The 14,733-nt window shown below is 59.9% G+C and carries 18 protein-coding genes; 10 read left to right on the top strand and 8 right to left on the bottom strand.

Going from position 1 to position 14,733, the window contains the following annotated elements:
- Window positions 1-69 precede the first annotated feature (69 nt).
- The 3 genes from lipB to K0O24_RS05710 all read left to right on the top strand — a co-directional run bounded on the left by lipB (window position 70) and on the right by K0O24_RS05710 (window position 1,865).
- Entirely contained in the window at window positions 70-717 is a 648-nt protein-coding gene (gene lipB, locus K0O24_RS05720) for a lipoyl(octanoyl) transferase LipB (protein WP_219894916.1), read from the top strand.
- A gap of 104 nt (window positions 718-821) precedes the next feature.
- Window positions 822-1,085 carry a hypothetical protein gene (locus K0O24_RS05715; protein WP_219894915.1) on the top strand — a complete coding sequence of 88 codons (264 nt, stop codon included), beginning with the start codon at window positions 822-824 and terminating at the stop codon, window positions 1,083-1,085.
- A gap of 105 nt (window positions 1,086-1,190) precedes the next feature.
- A complete protein-coding gene (locus tag K0O24_RS05710) occupies window positions 1,191-1,865 on the top strand; it encodes a hypothetical protein (RefSeq protein WP_246611139.1) in 675 nt (224 codons plus the stop codon).
- Here K0O24_RS05710 and queE read toward each other — a convergent pair whose 3' ends face one another.
- Together queE and queC are read right to left on the bottom strand one after the other, a co-directional pair.
- A complete protein-coding gene (gene queE, locus K0O24_RS05705) occupies window positions 1,866-2,501 on the bottom strand; it encodes a 7-carboxy-7-deazaguanine synthase (RefSeq protein ID WP_219894914.1) in 636 nt (211 codons plus the stop codon).
- Complete coding sequence (gene queC, locus K0O24_RS05700) at window positions 2,498-3,190, bottom strand: 7-cyano-7-deazaguanine synthase QueC (RefSeq protein ID WP_219894913.1); 693 nt, start codon at window positions 3,188-3,190, stop codon at window positions 2,498-2,500. Before queC ends, queE begins: the two co-directional genes overlap by 4 nt.
- Window positions 3,191-3,413: 223 nt before the next feature.
- Between queC and K0O24_RS05695 the strand changes: the two genes are divergently transcribed.
- Complete coding sequence (locus K0O24_RS05695; protein ID WP_219894912.1) at window positions 3,414-4,673, top strand: cytochrome P450; 1,260 nt, start codon at window positions 3,414-3,416, stop codon at window positions 4,671-4,673.
- 155 nt (window positions 4,674-4,828) lie between these two features.
- Here K0O24_RS05695 and K0O24_RS05690 read toward each other — a convergent pair whose 3' ends face one another.
- The 5 genes from K0O24_RS05690 to K0O24_RS05670 all read right to left on the bottom strand — a co-directional run bounded on the left by K0O24_RS05690 (window position 4,829) and on the right by K0O24_RS05670 (window position 9,311).
- Window positions 4,829-5,263, bottom strand: coding sequence for a DUF3617 domain-containing protein (locus K0O24_RS05690; protein ID WP_219894911.1), 435 nt, complete (start codon window positions 5,261-5,263; stop codon window positions 4,829-4,831).
- Between the two features lie 117 nt (window positions 5,264-5,380).
- Window positions 5,381-6,256 carry an Hsp33 family molecular chaperone HslO gene (gene hslO / locus K0O24_RS05685; protein WP_219894910.1) on the bottom strand — a complete coding sequence of 292 codons (876 nt, stop codon included), beginning with the start codon at window positions 6,254-6,256 and terminating at the stop codon, window positions 5,381-5,383.
- Window positions 6,253-7,182, bottom strand: a complete 930-nt coding sequence (argF, locus tag K0O24_RS05680; RefSeq protein ID WP_219895493.1) for an ornithine carbamoyltransferase — start codon at window positions 7,180-7,182, stop codon at window positions 6,253-6,255. Before argF ends, hslO begins: the two co-directional genes overlap by 4 nt.
- Window positions 7,179-8,375, bottom strand: coding sequence for an aspartate aminotransferase family protein (locus tag K0O24_RS05675; protein ID WP_219894909.1), 1,197 nt, complete (start codon window positions 8,373-8,375; stop codon window positions 7,179-7,181). The genes argF and K0O24_RS05675 overlap by 4 nt, the downstream gene beginning before the upstream one ends.
- A 108-nt stretch (window positions 8,376-8,483) precedes the next feature.
- Window positions 8,484-9,311: an ABC transporter permease gene (locus K0O24_RS05670; RefSeq protein ID WP_219894908.1), complete on the bottom strand. Its 828-nt coding sequence runs from the start codon at window positions 9,309-9,311 to the stop codon at window positions 8,484-8,486.
- A 67-nt stretch (window positions 9,312-9,378) separates the two neighbouring features.
- Between K0O24_RS05670 and K0O24_RS05665 the strand changes: the two genes are divergently transcribed.
- The 6 genes from K0O24_RS05665 to K0O24_RS05640 all read left to right on the top strand — a co-directional run bounded on the left by K0O24_RS05665 (window position 9,379) and on the right by K0O24_RS05640 (window position 14,035).
- The gene (locus K0O24_RS05665) at window positions 9,379-10,038 is read left to right on the top strand and encodes a GcrA family cell cycle regulator (RefSeq protein ID WP_219894907.1); all 660 of its coding nucleotides are present in this window, start codon (window positions 9,379-9,381) and stop codon (window positions 10,036-10,038) included.
- 91 nt (window positions 10,039-10,129) lie between these two features.
- Window positions 10,130-10,921 (top strand): DUF1295 domain-containing protein, encoded by a 792-nt coding sequence (locus tag K0O24_RS05660; RefSeq protein ID WP_219894906.1) that lies wholly within the window; start codon window positions 10,130-10,132, stop codon window positions 10,919-10,921.
- A 124-nt stretch (window positions 10,922-11,045) separates the two neighbouring features.
- A complete protein-coding gene (locus tag K0O24_RS05655) occupies window positions 11,046-11,414 on the top strand; it encodes a BlaI/MecI/CopY family transcriptional regulator (protein WP_219894905.1) in 369 nt (122 codons plus the stop codon).
- A complete protein-coding gene (locus K0O24_RS05650) occupies window positions 11,411-12,961 on the top strand; it encodes a M56 family metallopeptidase (protein WP_219894904.1) in 1,551 nt (516 codons plus the stop codon). The genes K0O24_RS05655 and K0O24_RS05650 overlap by 4 nt, the downstream gene beginning before the upstream one ends.
- A gap of 12 nt (window positions 12,962-12,973) precedes the next feature.
- On the top strand, window positions 12,974-13,120 hold the full coding sequence (locus K0O24_RS05645) for a hypothetical protein (protein WP_219894903.1): 147 nt from the start codon (window positions 12,974-12,976) through the stop codon (window positions 13,118-13,120).
- Window positions 13,121-13,156: 36 nt separating this feature from the next.
- Complete coding sequence (locus K0O24_RS05640; protein WP_219895492.1) at window positions 13,157-14,035, top strand: MBL fold metallo-hydrolase; 879 nt, start codon at window positions 13,157-13,159, stop codon at window positions 14,033-14,035.
- On the opposite strand, the gene K0O24_RS05635 is transcribed toward K0O24_RS05640, so the two are convergent.
- Window positions 14,032-14,697: a VgrG-related protein gene (locus tag K0O24_RS05635; RefSeq protein ID WP_219894902.1), complete on the bottom strand. Its 666-nt coding sequence runs from the start codon at window positions 14,695-14,697 to the stop codon at window positions 14,032-14,034. The two genes, K0O24_RS05640 and K0O24_RS05635, sit on opposite strands and share 4 nt — an antisense overlap.
- Window positions 14,698-14,733: the final 36 nt, after the last annotated feature.

Here is a 14,733-nt window from a genome sequence, read left to right as displayed (position 1 = left end):
AGATGGCGCTTTCAGCCAAGGCTGGCAAGTGCCACTTGATCATCGGCAACACTAGCCCCACGAGGCGGCATGAATGATTCGCCATGCCCGGAATGGACGCTGACGCCAGGGCTGACGCCTTGGCCAGAAGCATTTGCCGCGATGGAAGCCCGCGCTGCCGCAATTGCCGAAGGCATGGCAGGCGAACAGATCTGGCTTCTCGAACACCCCCCGCTTTATACTGCAGGGACAAGCTCCGATCCGACTGAGCTGCTCGACCCCCGATTCCCCGTCTTTGCGGCCGGCCGCGGCGGTCGCTACACCTATCACGGTCCGGGACAGCGGGTCGGCTATGTAATGCTCAACCTTGCGAACCGCGGCCGTGATGTGCGGCGACTTGTCCATGCGCTGGAAGGCTGGGTGATCGACGCACTGGCGGAATTGGGCGTCGCCGCCTGGAGAGCGGAAGGTCGGGTCGGTATCTGGACAGAAGACAAGGGAGCAGAGGCCAAAATCGGCGCGATCGGAGTCAGGGTACGCCGTTGGGTCTGCTTCCACGGCTTCAGCATCAACGTTTCACCAGACCTTGCCCATTTCGCAGGAATTGTTCCGTGCGGACTGCCCGAATTTCCAGTTACGAGCCTCGCAAGGCTGGGTATTGATGCTGAAATGACCGATCTTGACGCCGCATTGCTGCGGAACTTCGACCGCTTTCTTATGGCTGTGAACGGGCGCTGAAAAATCTGCTTGAGCGTTGATGCAAAAATGTCTAATGTCCACCGCGATTTGGGTATTAAGCGCGCAAAGCCGTCCAGATCTCTATCACTTGGGAGCTTATTGATATGCGTAAGATCGTTACTCTTTCTATGGTTGCTGCTGCTTCTCTCGCCCTCGCTGCTTGCGGCAAGAGCGAAACCGCTGCTGCCGACAATGCTGCTGTCACCGAAATGAATGCGGCTGACGCGATGGAAGGCACCACCAACGACGCGATGACCAATGTCGACGCGGCGACCGGTGCTGACGCCAACATGGCGGCTGACGCCACGGCGGCTGACGCCAATGCTGCTGCTCCTGCTGCAAACGCTGCGGACGCTGCTGCCAAGTAATCGCCTTTCAGGCATTACTCGACGAGATAGGGTCGCCCGGGAAATCGGGTGGCCCTTTTTCGTTTGTCCATTTACCGTTAAGCTTCACCAGCTAAATCGGAAATCATGGACAGGATAACAATGCGCTTCAGTTTTTCGATCAGCGTCACGGCGCTTTCAGCAATTTTGCTCTTTTCGGCGCCCGCTCACGCCCAGGGATATTGGGTCCCGCCAAATTTCTCGGGACCACCAGTGAATGGCTATGAGCCCGGAATGGGCGTCCCGCTGCCCAATGCAACGCCAGCCGAACAGAATGCCGCCCTTATCTGGAACCTGCGTGCCGGATTGAACGTTGCAGCCCTGCAATGCGCGTTTGAGCCGACATTACGTACAATGCAGAACTATAACGCGATCCTTAACGATCACAGCGCCGAACTTGCATCCTCGTTCAACACGCTCACAGCCTATTTCAAGCGGGTCAACAAATCGCCAGCGTTAGGCCAGAAGGCGCTCGATACATTCGGCACCAAGACCTATTCAGGTTTCTCGACTGTCCGAGCTCAGGTCGGCTTTTGCTACGCAGCTTCTCGAATCGGGCGGATTGGTCTGTTTACGCCCAAGGGGCGGTTCATTACGCTCGCACAGGAACATCTGCGTGAGTTGCGAAACAGCCTGACGCCTCAGGGTGAACAGCAGTTCCGAATTCGCATGCCGGACCGCGTGGCTGCTAAACCCAATTTCGTCCTGGAGAGCTGTTGGAAGAAGGGCAAATATCTCGCGAGTTGCGGTTACCAGAGCTGATCAGTCGATACCGAGCAGCTTGTGCGTCTGTGTCGAGAGGCGCCACCGCGGGTGTTCCAGGACGAACGCAATGCAAGCAGCGCGATTGGCCACGATGTCCGGGCCATCCATCGGCTGAACAAGCAAATGCGCAAAATCCCAGCCTTCCATGGCTTGCCAGTCGCTGCCGGGTTGCGGCCAGACGAGCTTCAGTTCGTCGCCTGAGCGCTGGATGGTTTGGCTGCCGGCCTTCGGGCTGATGCACAACCAATCGATGCCTGGCGTCGCGGCAATCGTGCCGTTGCTCTCAACGCCGATTTCAAACCCGCGCGCATGAAGCGCATCGACCAGCGCGCCGTCGAGCTGGAGCATCGGTTCTCCGCCGGTGATGACAATATAGGGAATGGCGCCGTCCACTTTCCCCCAGCAGGCAATCGCCGCATCGGCAAGGTGATCGGCATCCGGGAATTTGCCGCCCCCGACACCGTCAGTGCCCACAAAGTCCGTATCACAGAAGCGACAGACCGCATCCGCGCGATCCTGCTCTCGACCACTCCAGAGGTTGCATCCGGCAAACCGCAGGAAGACAGCGCGCCTGCCGACCTGCAGACCTTCGCCCTGCAAGGTCAGGAAGATTTCCTTGACGGCGTATGTCATGACACAGCGGGATCGATCAGCCCGGCCTCGGCGAACCCCTTCGCGCGCAGACGGCAGGAATCGCACCGGCCGCAAGGCCGCCCCTCAGGTGTCGGATCATAGCAGGACCAGCTCATGCCCGCGTCGAGCCCGAGCCTGGCAGCCTCGGATGCGATCTGCGCCTTTGACATCGCGATAAGCGGTGTGTGCACCCTGAAGGCTTGCCCTTCGACGCCGGCCTTGGTCGCTTCAGCCGCCATCGTCTCAAATGCCGCAATGAATCCAGGCCTGCAGTCCGGGTAGCCCGAATAGTCCAGGGCATTGACGCCTATTACCAGATCCCGCGCGCCGACGGCTTCTGCCCACCCAAGGGCGAGCGACAGGAAAATTGTGTTTCGCGCGGGGACATAAGTTGGCGGAATCGTGCCATCAACGCCGTCCTTGGGCACGTTGATCGCAGTGTCTGTAAGGGCCGATCCGCCAAAGGCTGAAAGATCGACAGACAGCACGATATGTCGTTCGGCCCCGAGCGCGCTTGCGACCCGAGCCGCAGCGTCAAGTTCAATGCGATGGCGCTGGTTATAATCGATCGTGAGCGCAAACAGCCGATATCCGGCCTCGCGGGCCAGTCCTGCCGAAACCATGGAATCGAGCCCGCCCGATACAAGGACAATCGCGGCAGCGCCGTCAGGTGCACGAGGTAAGATCATGGGAACAACGCGCTATCCCCCGAACCCCCTCGATTCAAGCGCTCTATGAATGAACGACACGCAGAATGGCGATTGACGGCCAAAATCGACAGTTGACGCCCCCTCGTCAGGTCGGTTCGTAAACCTGATCAAGCTGTCCCAGGCACTGCGGCGGCGCAAGACCCGTGACTTCTGCAAGCGATCCGAGCGGCGCAGAACCTGCATCGCATGGAAGGAAACAAAGATGAATTCCACTTCAACCGGTCGCATTGCCGATTTCAGCCTGATGGACCCGGTCACCCAGAGCGACCCGTTCGATTTCTACGCCGCGCTGCACGAAGAATGTCCAGTCTACTGCATGCCCGAAACCGGCTTTTACCTTGTGTCCCGATATGACGATCTTCGTCAGGTGCTCAAGGACACCGAAACCTTTTCCAACGATGTGAATGTGAAGCACGGAAAAGGGCTTCAGGGCGACCTCGGAATCCTCTATGAAGAGATTATTGCGGAGCGCGGGTGGGCCCATGTCCAGACGCTGCAGCGCACCGATCCCCCCGTGCATTCGCGCTATCGCAAATTGCTGGACCGGGTCTTCACGGTCAAGCGCGTGCGCGACATGGCCCCCTATGTCGACGACGTGGCGCATGAGCTGATCGACGGCTGGATCGAACAAGGTCATTGCGAATTCAACGCGCAATTCGCCATGCCGTTGCCCGGCATTATCATTGCCGAACAACTTGGCCTGGGTCGCAAGGACATAACGACGTTCAAGAGATGGTCCGATGCGCTCATCTCATTGGCGATCCGTAGGATGAACGAACAGGAAATCCGGGAAACAGCCGAAACCGAGCTGGAAATGCAGCATTTCCTGCACGACGTTTTTGAGGATCGCCGAAAGACTCCGACCGGAGACCTCATCTCGGCACTGGTGCATGCCCATGGCGATGATGAAGAGCCACTTTCGCTGCACGAGCTGCAGAACGTGATGCACCAATTGATCAGCGGTGGCTTCGAAACCACGCAAAGCGCCATCGCACACGGGATGTGGCTGCTGCTGCGCTATCCTGAGACAATGCAGCGGCTGCGCGACGACCCGGGCCTGATCAAGCGATTCTGCGAAGAGGCCCTGCGCTTCGAAAGTCCCGTCCAGGGGCTCGCCCGCATGACGACGCGTGACGTTGAGCTTGCTGGCACGCATATCCCCAAGGGATCAATGGTGCTGACGCGTTATGGTGCGGCGAACAGGGATCCGGCCAGATTCGAATGCCCGCACAAGTTCGACATCGACCGGCCAAACGCAGGTGCACATCTTGCCTTTGGCTCGGGTCCACATTTCTGCGTCGGTGCAAGCCTGGCCCGTCAGGAAATGGTCAGCGCCTTCACAGTACTTCTAAGTCGGCTCGAAGACATCAGGCTGGAACGCGAACTCCCTTGGCCAGCCCATAGTCCGAGCCTTTATTTCATGCCGATGAAGGAGCTGCCAATCAGCTTTCGCAAGCGTTGAACAGACGCGTTGGCCATCACAACGGCGCGCATGGGAAAAAACGGGCCGCCTTTTGAGGGGCGGCCCAGTATGGCCAATAGGCCAATTGGGAGGAAAGCGTGCTGTCAAATAGGTCAAGCACCGGATCTGAATAACCCGGTTTGGTAACCAAAGCCTTAATGAAAACTCGCGTGAGCCGCGACCTTGCAGTCGCCCGTCCGCCGCGCTTCGAATTCCACAGCAAAAGGCTCCCGATTTGCAATCCCTTGTGATTCAATCTGGATCAGCCGTGCGGTTTCGACCTTGATCGTCGTCCGGCCATGGCCACTGCCCGGGCAGGTATAATGGACGGTTGTCTCGCGAGCGGAATTGGAAATCACGAAGCGGTTGCAGATAGCTGAGCCGTGCTCGACCTGCAGCAGCGCCCGCACATCCTGAACGCAGACAGATCGACTCGCTGCCCCACCGGACCGCGATTTCAGGAACCATTGGCCGGGCTGTATCATCGCCAGAGCCGGCATCGCCCCAGGTTGCGGATTCTGGGTATGCCCGGGAATCGCAAACAGAGCCAAGGCCGCAATCGGCAATGCAAACAGACGCGTCACAGTCATGCCCCCATGAGTGCGGCCGGAAATTTCCAGTCTCTTAACTGCCCTAATCATCGCCGCCAAACATGTATTGGATATTTTCGACGACTCTGAATACGAGCGAAACGCGGCGAAAATAAGCTAGGCCAGGGAAATCGGAAAGGTCCGCGCGCAGAATTCGCATTCGACCGATACAATTCCGGCATTATCAGCCATTGCGGCGCGCTCGTCCTCGGGAAAACGGAAGATGACATCGCGAATATGATCCGGGTCGCACCGGCAACCGCGCGACAGGGACGCCCCGCCCAGCACCCGGACTTCGCCCTCATCATGATAGAGGCGCCAAACCAGTGTCTCCAACGGCAGGGCCGTGTCGGTCAGTTCGTCGACCTGGATCGAATGCGAAAGGATGGCGACATGTTCCCATTCAGGGTGGTCGAGCCGCGTGTGCAGACGCTCGCGACCGTCTTCCCCTTCGGCGAGATGCTGGACAAGCAGGCCACCGGCGACCCGCCCTTTGACGCCGACGCGCACAAGGCTCGGGATCTGTTCCGACTGGCTGAAATAGGTTTCTACCGCCTGCGCGAGCGATTCGCCTTCAAGCGGGACAATCCCCTGATAGCGCTCGCCTGAAACTGCCTGATCGAATGTGATTGCAAGATAGCCTTTGCCGAACAGCCCGAACAGCGTGGGGTCGGGCCCGAGTTCGGCAAGAAGGTCGACATCGTGTTTCACATAGCCGCGCAGTTCGCCGCCGCGATAGTCGCAGACGAGGAGGGACACCGGACCGCCCTGCGTCTGCGCCTGCATCGTCAACTGTCCGCCCGCATCCTTGAGCATCGCCCCAAGCAGCGCCGTGATGGTCAGTGCTTCGATCAGCAGCTTTTCGATTGCAGGCGGATAGCCATGCGCCGAGAGGATCGTATCGAGGACGGGACCGAGCCGAACGAAGCGGCCCCGAGCATGCCGCTCGGTCAGGATGAAGCCAAGCGCCCGGTCAATATCCGCGTCACTCACCCGATCAGCCCGAAGCACCAGAGCAAGATCGACTTCTGGGCGTGAATGCGGTTTTCTGCTTCATCCCATATCAGCGACTGGGGGCCATCGAGTACAGCGTCGGTTGCTTCCTCACCGCGGTGGGCGGGAAGGCAATGGAGGAAGCGGGCGTCGGGCTTGGCAGCAGCCATCAGCTTTTCGTTGACCTGAAAGGGCGCCATGGCTGCCAGCTTGTTGTGCACATGTTCCTGCCCCATCGACACCCAGGTATCCGTGACGACCACATCGGCACCCCGCACCGCCTCGGCAGCGTCGCGAAAGACCTCCACAGCAGCGCCCGCTGCGCGCGCTGCACCCACGAAGGCGGGATCGGGATCATAACCTTGCGGACAACCGACACGCACATTGAACTTCATCAAGCCCGCAGCTTCAATGATCGACGACAAGACATTGTTGCCATCACCCAGCCAGGCCACCGTAAGGCCAGGAAGAGCCTTGCCGTGCTCGAGCAATGTCAAGAGATCTGCCACAATCTGGCAGGGGTGCGACAGATCCGTCAGCCCGTTGATGACCGGAACACTCGCGAACTCTGCCATTTCCTGGATCTTGCTGTGTTCATCGGTCCGGATGACGATGGCATCGACCATCCGGGAGAGCACGCGCGACGTATCGGCGACTGTCTCGCCGCGGCCAAGCTGCATCTGGCCGGCCGCCATGAACATCGCATCGCCGCCAAGCTGGCGCATGGCAATGTCGAAAGAAACGCGGGTTCGCGTCGAGTTCTTTTCGAAAATCATCGCAAGCGTATGATCGGCGAGCGGTGCATCCGCATCGGGCTTGCCCTTCCGCCAACCCTTGCGCGCCGCCTTGCGATCAAGCGCATCGGCAAGGATCGCCGCAATCCCGTCCGACCCGGCGTCGGACAGGTTGAGGAAATGCCGGATCACGCCGCTTGCGGGATCTGATAGTCCCGTGCGCCGGCCGAAAGCCGTTCGATGCATTCCGCGATGTGATTTTCCTCAATGACGAGCGGTGGCAATACGCGGAATACATTTTCACCGGCGGCCACGGTCAGAAGTCCGTGATTGTCGCGCAGATGTGCCACAAAGTCGCGCGAGACCGCAGGCTCCTTCATCTTGATCCCGAGCATCAGCCCCTTGCCGCGAATCTCCTCGAACAGGTGATCATGATTCGGCAAAAGCTGCTCGAAGGCCTGACGCAGCCGTTCTCCCATGGCGGCGACATGCTCAAAAAAGCCCGGTTCGAGCATCACATCGAGAATGGCCTGCCCGGCAGCCATCGCGAGCGGGTTGCCGCCATAGGTGGAGCCATGGGTCCCGATCACCATACCCTTTGCAGCGTCTTCCGTTGCAAGGCAGGCGCCCAGCGGAAAACCGCCGCCGATGCCCTTTGCGGCCGTCATGATGTCGGGCGTGATGCCGTAATGTTCATAGGCAAAGAACTTGCCCGTCCGGCCATAGCCACACTGGATTTCATCAAGGATCAGCAGCAGGCCGTGCTCGTCACATGCCTTGCGCAGGCCCTGGATGAATTCCATCGTGCCTGCGGTCATGCCGCCTTCGCCTTGCACAGTTTCAACAAGGAAACCGGCCGTTTCATCATCAATCTTTGCCAGCGCACCTTCGAGATCGTTGAACTTCGCATAGTCGAAGCCCGGCAGCAGCGGCTCGAAGCCGTCGCGCATCTTGGCCTGATCCGTTGCACTGATCGCGCCGAGCGAACGGCCATGAAAGGCATTCTTGAAGGTGATCAGCTTGTACCGCTGCGGATTGCCGTTGACATAGTGATACCGACGCGCTGTCTTGATCGCGCATTCGATGGCTTCAACGCCCGAGTTGGTGAAGAACACCGTGTCGGCAAAGCTGTTGTCGACAATCCGTTTCGCCAGCGCTTCGCCTTGCGGGCTGCCATAAAGGTTCGAAACATGCATCAAGGTTGCTGCCTGGTCCTGAATCGCCTTGGTCAGGTGCGGGTGGCCATGGCCAAGCGCATTGACGGCAATGCCGGCAGCAAAATCGAGATAGCGTTCCCCGCGTTCCCCGATCAGGTAGCAACCTTCGCCTCGGACAGGACGCACCCCACACCGCGGGTAGACGGGCATGAGCGGGGTGATAGTCATCGCGAAGGGTCCTTTCAGAATCGTCCAAAACGCAAAAAGGTGGCCCGACAGGCCACCTTGACGCGGAACAGGCTTATATCGACCCAAAATGCGGCGGACAACCCCCGCTTAATTCTTCAGCTTCCAACCGCTCTTGAGCAGCGAGTAACAGGTCAACCCCAAAGCAAGGTTGATCGCGACAAGCAGCACCGATCCAGTCACCAGCGGAATATCGGATGTCCCGATAAAGCCGAAACGGAAACCAGAAATGGCATAGTGAAAGGGATTGGCATGGCTGATCAATGCAAAGGTCGGCGCAAGGCTGTCCACCGAATAGAATGTGCCTGAAAGCAGGGAAAGTGGTGCGACGACGAAGTTTCCAATTGCCGCGGCGTGATCGAACTTTTCTGCCCAGATGGAGGTCAGCACGCCCATCAGCGCAAGCATCGAAGAACCGAGGAAACCGAACCAGGCCACAGCCCACAGATGCTGCGGCATGATATGCACTCCCGGCCAGAACAGCATGGCAGCCCAGATCGTGATCCCGACCATGAAGGCACGGGTGATTGCGCCCCCGGTCAGGCCTGCCAGCAATTCGGCGGGTGACAGAGGAGGCATCAGATAGTCAACGATCGTGCCTTGGACCTTGCCGACCAGCAGCGAGAAGCTCGAATTGGCAAATGCATTCTGCATCATGCCCATCACGATCAGGCCCGGCGCAAGGAAATCGGCAAATGGCACACCCAGAACGACGCGCCCTGCGCGCCCTGTCGAAACCGTGAATATGACGAGGTAAAGCAGCGTCGTGAGTGCCGGTGCCCAGATTGTCTGGAGGTGGACCTTGAAAAAACGTCGCACTTCCTTGATATAGAGGGTCTTCAGGCCACCCCAGTTGACCCGTTTGATTACGGGGACGCCGGGTTCGCCAATAACGCCAATTTCGGACTCGCTGTTCATCGCCTGATCGCCTATCGGCACGAGGCGCGCGCTGCAAGTGCGAGAATTGGAATAACAAGGGTAACGCATGTCCTGGACGGAAGAACGCATCGAGAAGCTGAAGTCGATGTGGGAAAAAGGAATGACCGCGAGCCAGATCGCGGATGAGCTTGGCGGCGTGAGTCGCAATGCAGTCATTGGCAAGGCACACAGGCTGGATCTCCAGTCGCGCCCGTCGCCTGTCAAAGGCACGGACGGAGATGGCTCCAAGCCGGAACCACGCAAGGCTTCTGCCAAGCCCAAGGCTGCGCCCGCTGAAGTTGTCCAGCGTACGCCTGTCGTTTCACCGCGTGCAGCAGCGCCCGCCAGCACGCCCCAGCCCGTTCCGACCCAACCGCACGCGCCGACCGGCGCTCAGCTGCGTTCAATCGGCCCCGGCGGATTCCTTCGTCAGGGACCAGGCGATCAGGCGCCGCCTGCTACGCCGGCACCACCGCGCAGGCTGGTCCCTGCCAAGATCGCGCCCGAATATGCGGACAAGACCGGGTTGCTCGATCTGAGCGACAAGATCTGCAAATGGCCGCTTGGGCATCCGGGCGAACCTGATTTCCATTTCTGTGGTGAAAAGGTGAACCCCGGCTTCCCCTATTGCGTCCAGCATTGCGGACATGCCTATCAGGCACAGATGCCGCGCCGCGACCGCAGGCCGCCGCCGCCCCTGCCCTTTGGCGGACCCCGCGTCCGATAAGCGTGGCGCGCTTCTGGTGTGAAGCGCGTTGCATCCAGCTCTGGCCTTTTGCGGTATCCGGACATAGCATCCGGAGCAAAAGGGGGCGTGCATGACACATATTCTCGCGATCAATGCCGGCATTCTGGTTGTCGTAATTCTCGGTCTTTGGGCCATTTCTGTCAGAATCCGGGATGTCAGCTTCATTGACAGCTTCTGGCCGCTTGGAATGGTCATGCTCGCCGCCGCCACCTTCGTCCAATCGGAGGACGGAGCATCTGGACGAAAGCTTCTGCTCCTTGCCTTGACCAGCGTCTGGGGATTGCGCCTGTCCATCCATCTTTTCACCCGCTGGCGCGCTGAGGGAGAAGATCCGCGGTACAAGCGCATTCTCGGGAGCGCGATCGACAAGAAAGGATGGTCTTTCGGCAAGGCATCGCTGCTGCTGGTCTTTGCCATGCAGGCGCCGTTGCTGTTCATTGTCTGCCTACCGGCGCAACTTGGCCAGCTCGCACCTGAACCGGCTTCAACCGGCTGGCTCGCCTTTGCCGGCAAATGCTTGGCACTGATCGGAATCGGGTTCGAGACCATTGGCGACTGGCAGCTTCGCCGGTTCCGCGCGGATCCCGCCAACAAGGGCAAGGTCCTGGATACCGGCCTTTGGCGCTACACCCGCCATCCGAACTATTTCGGCGATGCCTGTGTCTGGTGGGGCCTTTGGCTGATCGCTGCCGAGACGACGATCGGACTTTGGTCCATTGCCGGCCCGATGCTGCTGACCTGGCTCCTTACGCGACTTTCGGGCGTGCCGATGCTGGAATACAGCCTCAAGAAGCGGCGGCCGGGATATGAAGACTATATCCGCCGGACGTCGAGCTTCATCCCCTGGCCACCGAAGACCTGATTGGAATCCTTGCAGGCAAACTGCCCACATCTCGTTCGTTCATCCAGCATTCAGGCGAATCGATTACATCTGTAATCAATAGAGGCTGAAGACTGTCTTCGCCCAATATGCGCGGATGAAATCGATGGCTGAACGGATCAGCGATGCTGAACACGCAGTGATGGAAGTGCTCTGGGCGGATGCGCCGCTCACGGCCAACAGCGTTGCCGAAAAGCTTGCGGACAGCCAGAGCTGGTCTCTGCCAACTGTCAAGACGCTTCTCTCCAGGCTGCTGGCAAAGGGTGCACTGGCTGCTGAGGCTGAGGGTCGCCGGTTCCTCTATCGCCCGCTCATCGCCCGCGCAGACTATGTCTCGCACGAATCGCGCCGTCTTGTTGACCGGCTGTTCGGTGGGAAGCTCTCGCCGCTTGTAGCGCATCTTGCCGAACAGGAAGCGCTGACCGCCGAAGACATTTCCGAAATCGAAGCGTTGCTGAAGGAGCTGAAATCATGATCCAGTGGATCGGGGAAACACTTTTCGCAACGACAGTGCTGATGGTGCTCATTCTCGCAATACGCCCATTCGTGGCGGACCGCTTCGGCGCGCGCGCGGCCTATCTGCTTTGGTTGGCCCCTGCCCTGCGTATGATATTGCCGCCACTCCCTGCCGATATGTTCGGCGATCGGGCGACGGCGGTTCAGGATGTGGTTGTTGTACTGGTGGGGCCCTCATCCCCTTCCCTCCAGTCAGCTTCCGCTACCGGGGGTGGCACCGCTTGGCTGATCTTATCCCTTACGATCTGGCTGGGCGGTGCGGTCCTCTTCTTTGGCCGGCACTGGTTGTCGTATGTGCGGTTTTCCCGGAACGTAGTTGAAGACGGGCAAGCTTTATTCGCTGCGGGAACGATCCCGGTGACCGCTAGTTCAGCGGTTTCATCGCCTATTGCACTCGGTGTCTTCGACAAATCCGTGGTCGTGCCCACAGACTTCGCCTACCGTTATGATATGGCAGAGCAGCGGCTGGCGGTTGCCCATGAACTGACGCACCATCATCGCCACGATGTCCCCGTGAACTTCGCGGCATTGGCGATCCTTGCGCTTCATTGGTGGAACCCTGTTGCACACTTTGCCCATCGTGCCTTCCGGCTTGACCAGGAGGCCGCCTGCGACGCGATTGTGCTTCGTGGCGCAACCCCTGAGGAGCGGCATGCCTATGGCTCCGCGCTGTTCAAATCGGCCATGGGCGGCGTTCCGCTTGCAGCGTGTGCCATGGGCGCGACAACCACTTTGAAAGTTCGCCTGCGGAGGATCGTTTCGGGCCATGCCGAACATCGCCTTGCAAAGCCGGGTGCTGCTCTTGTGACCCTGCTGGTCATTGGCGGTGTAGCGGCCACAGCATCGGGCAGCGTGAAGGCCGCCGTAGAGCCAGCTATCGAAGCTCCGCAAGCTCTGGTCCTTGGTGGAGGACTCGTGAACGTGTCGGCACCTGTTGAACCTGTCATTCACGACGAAAGCAATTGCCCCGACGCGCGCGCGCATGCTGCTGCCCGAGCCCGAGCAAAGGCCATGAAAATTGCGGACGCAGCACGGAGTGAGGCAGAAGAAGCACGGATCGAGGCTCTAGCGGCAGCCGCCGATGCTCGTGAGGAAGCCTTGGCCGCAGCAGCCGAAGCGCGCGCCAGTGCCCAAGAAGCGATGGTCGAAGCGCAAACGCAGATTCGCGAGGCTCAAGCTGAAGCTGCTGTTGCCATGCGCGGCGCGGAAGCGACCCGGGCCGCCGCGATCCGGTCAATGAAGATCAGTTGTTCGAGCAAGAGCGACGGGAGTGTCATCTCGGTCGAAGGTCGAGACAGCGCATCCGGACAAAGGCAGATGCAGATCATGGTCTGCGGTGATGGAACCAGAATGGGCCGCGCTCAAATCGTCGACGCACTGCGCACGACTCGCGAACAGATTGCACATGACGAAATGCTCCCGGAACAGACACGGGCACATGTACTCGCCGCACTCGATCGGCAGATCGCCAGCGTGCGGCCGTTGCCAACACCGACCCTGCAATAAGGAAAAAACGTGATGCGTCATTGGCGAGACACTGCACTTCGCCATTGGCTGGGGCTTTGTGCCGCCGCCCTGCTGGTCACCGTAACGAGCATTGCGCTGGCATCCGACAATCACGGAGACAAGGCGACGGGTGTGCCGGTCGGTTATTCCATGCAGTAGCTTGATTAGGCGCGCGCCAGCGGCCACATGTCTGGCATGGATGTGCCCGATCTTTCAAACGAGCCCTATGCGATAGCCGAGGAGGTCAGCCCTCTGATCCGGCGCGTGCTGGCTCGCAACGCGTCTCCCTTCAGCTACACCGGCACGCAGACCTATATTGTGGGCCGGGGCGATGTGGCGGTGATCGATCCCGGTCCATTGGGAGATGATCCCGCTCACGTTCATGAACTCATTCGCATACTTGGCGGAGAGCGGATCACCGCGATCATGTGCACGCACACACATCGCGACCATTCGCCGGCTGCTGCCCCTTTGGCCGAAGCAACGCGCGCGCCGGTCATTGGCTGCGCACCCCTGGTTCTGTCAGACGATGGCCCGCGCGCCGATGCCGGCTTCGATCCGACCTACAATCCAGACGGCATACTTGCCGACGGAGAGGCGTTGACCGGCCCGGGCTGGACGTTGCGGGCCGTTGCAACACCCGGGCACACCTCAAACCACCTCTGCTTTGAGCTGGAAGAGGAAAAGGCGCTGTTCACCGGCGACCATGTGATGGGCTGGTCGACAACTGTCGTCTCCCCGCCGGATGGCGACATGGCTGCCTACATGGCGAGCCTTGCCTTGCTGATGGAACGCGACGATGCCGTCTATTATCCTGCCCATGGGAAGCCGGTTGAAAATCCACAGCGCCTCGTGCGCGGCATGATGGGACATAGAAAACAGCGCGAAGGGCAGATTCTGCGACTGCTCGAACGCGGCGTTGAACTGATCCCCGATATGGTGGCCGACATGTACAAGGGGATCGACAAACGCCTGCACGGCGCAGCCGGACGGTCCGTGCTGGCCCATCTGATCGACCTCAGGGACCGCGGCATCGTATCCGAATGCGGCGATGCGTGGAGTTTACCGAGCTAGACCCCGGTGGGACCGCCAGCTTCGGCATCGAGCATCGCCAACGCGTCTTTCAGTTCCGCCTTGAACCGCGCCGCCACACCGGCCTGGACGGTCAGGCTGTTACTGCCGAAATGGACAAGCGTCCCGTCAGGCCTGCGACGCCCGCGTTCGGCATAAAGCGCAATCAGCAGAGCCCGATCATGCGCCGGATCGGACCGCACGGCGCGCACGACAATCGGTGTGAGCGGACCGTGCTGGACGGCGGTCGACCACACAGCATCCCTTACCGCATTGCTCCAGCGATCGAGATCGATGCCGGTGGCCTTCTGCACATGGGCAATCTGGACGTCATAGTGCGTGCGCTTGATGAAGGCATGCTGGGCGGACTGAAAGTCCTCGGGCTCTCGGGACGCAATCGCTTTCCAGATGCGGGAGAAGACCGGCGTACCCGACTTGGCCTTTCCGAATTCCATTGCCCAGCGATGCCCTTCCTGGCCGAGGAACTCCTCCGGCCGCCCAAGCTGCGAAGCAAGTTGATAGCTGCCGAAGGAAACGCCCCCCGCATCGCCGCGTCCGGTCGAAACGGTTCCCGGGCCCCTGCCCGATGTTTCATAACGCGCAGAAAGCGCGCCGAGTTCGTGGCTATTTCCCGTTTCGGTCATCGCTTTGCCCCGGGACGTCATGCCCGTTCCAGCTTTACGCCTTTGGTCCGACTTTGG

Source organism: Aquisediminimonas profunda, assembly GCF_019443285.1.
In the GTDB taxonomy this organism is placed as follows: Bacteria; Pseudomonadota; Alphaproteobacteria; order Sphingomonadales; family Sphingomonadaceae; genus Aquisediminimonas; species Aquisediminimonas profunda.
This window is presented reverse-complemented; position numbering and strand designations above follow the sequence as displayed.

Excerpts from the sequence above, each read along its gene's own strand:
- K0O24_RS05670 (WP_219894908.1), bottom strand. The coding sequence starts at position 9,311 with ATGAACAGCGAGTCCGAAATTGGCGTTATTGGCGAACCCGGCGTCCCC.
- K0O24_RS05665 (WP_219894907.1), top strand. The coding sequence starts at position 9,379 with ATGTCCTGGACGGAAGAACGCATCGAGAAGCTGAAGTCGATGTGGGAA.
- lipB (WP_219894916.1), top strand. The coding sequence starts at position 70 with ATGAATGATTCGCCATGCCCGGAATGGACGCTGACGCCAGGGCTGACG.
- K0O24_RS05655 (WP_219894905.1), top strand. The coding sequence starts at position 11,046 with ATGGCTGAACGGATCAGCGATGCTGAACACGCAGTGATGGAAGTGCTC.
- K0O24_RS05675 (WP_219894909.1), bottom strand. The coding sequence starts at position 8,375 with ATGACTATCACCCCGCTCATGCCCGTCTACCCGCGGTGTGGGGTGCGT.
- K0O24_RS05645 (WP_219894903.1), top strand. The coding sequence starts at position 12,974 with ATGCGTCATTGGCGAGACACTGCACTTCGCCATTGGCTGGGGCTTTGT.
- K0O24_RS05695 (WP_219894912.1), top strand. The coding sequence starts at position 3,414 with ATGAATTCCACTTCAACCGGTCGCATTGCCGATTTCAGCCTGATGGAC.
- K0O24_RS05710 (WP_246611139.1), top strand. The coding sequence starts at position 1,191 with ATGGACAGGATAACAATGCGCTTCAGTTTTTCGATCAGCGTCACGGCG.
- K0O24_RS05715 (WP_219894915.1), top strand. The coding sequence starts at position 822 with ATGCGTAAGATCGTTACTCTTTCTATGGTTGCTGCTGCTTCTCTCGCC.
- K0O24_RS05640 (WP_219895492.1), top strand. The coding sequence starts at position 13,157 with ATGGATGTGCCCGATCTTTCAAACGAGCCCTATGCGATAGCCGAGGAG.
- K0O24_RS05660 (WP_219894906.1), top strand. The coding sequence starts at position 10,130 with ATGACACATATTCTCGCGATCAATGCCGGCATTCTGGTTGTCGTAATT.
- K0O24_RS05690 (WP_219894911.1), bottom strand. The coding sequence starts at position 5,263 with ATGACTGTGACGCGTCTGTTTGCATTGCCGATTGCGGCCTTGGCTCTG.
- K0O24_RS05635 (WP_219894902.1), bottom strand. The coding sequence starts at position 14,697 with ATGACGTCCCGGGGCAAAGCGATGACCGAAACGGGAAATAGCCACGAA.
- queC (WP_219894913.1), bottom strand. The coding sequence starts at position 3,190 with ATGATCTTACCTCGTGCACCTGACGGCGCTGCCGCGATTGTCCTTGTA.
- queE (WP_219894914.1), bottom strand. The coding sequence starts at position 2,501 with ATGACATACGCCGTCAAGGAAATCTTCCTGACCTTGCAGGGCGAAGGT.
- K0O24_RS05650 (WP_219894904.1), top strand. The coding sequence starts at position 11,411 with ATGATCCAGTGGATCGGGGAAACACTTTTCGCAACGACAGTGCTGATG.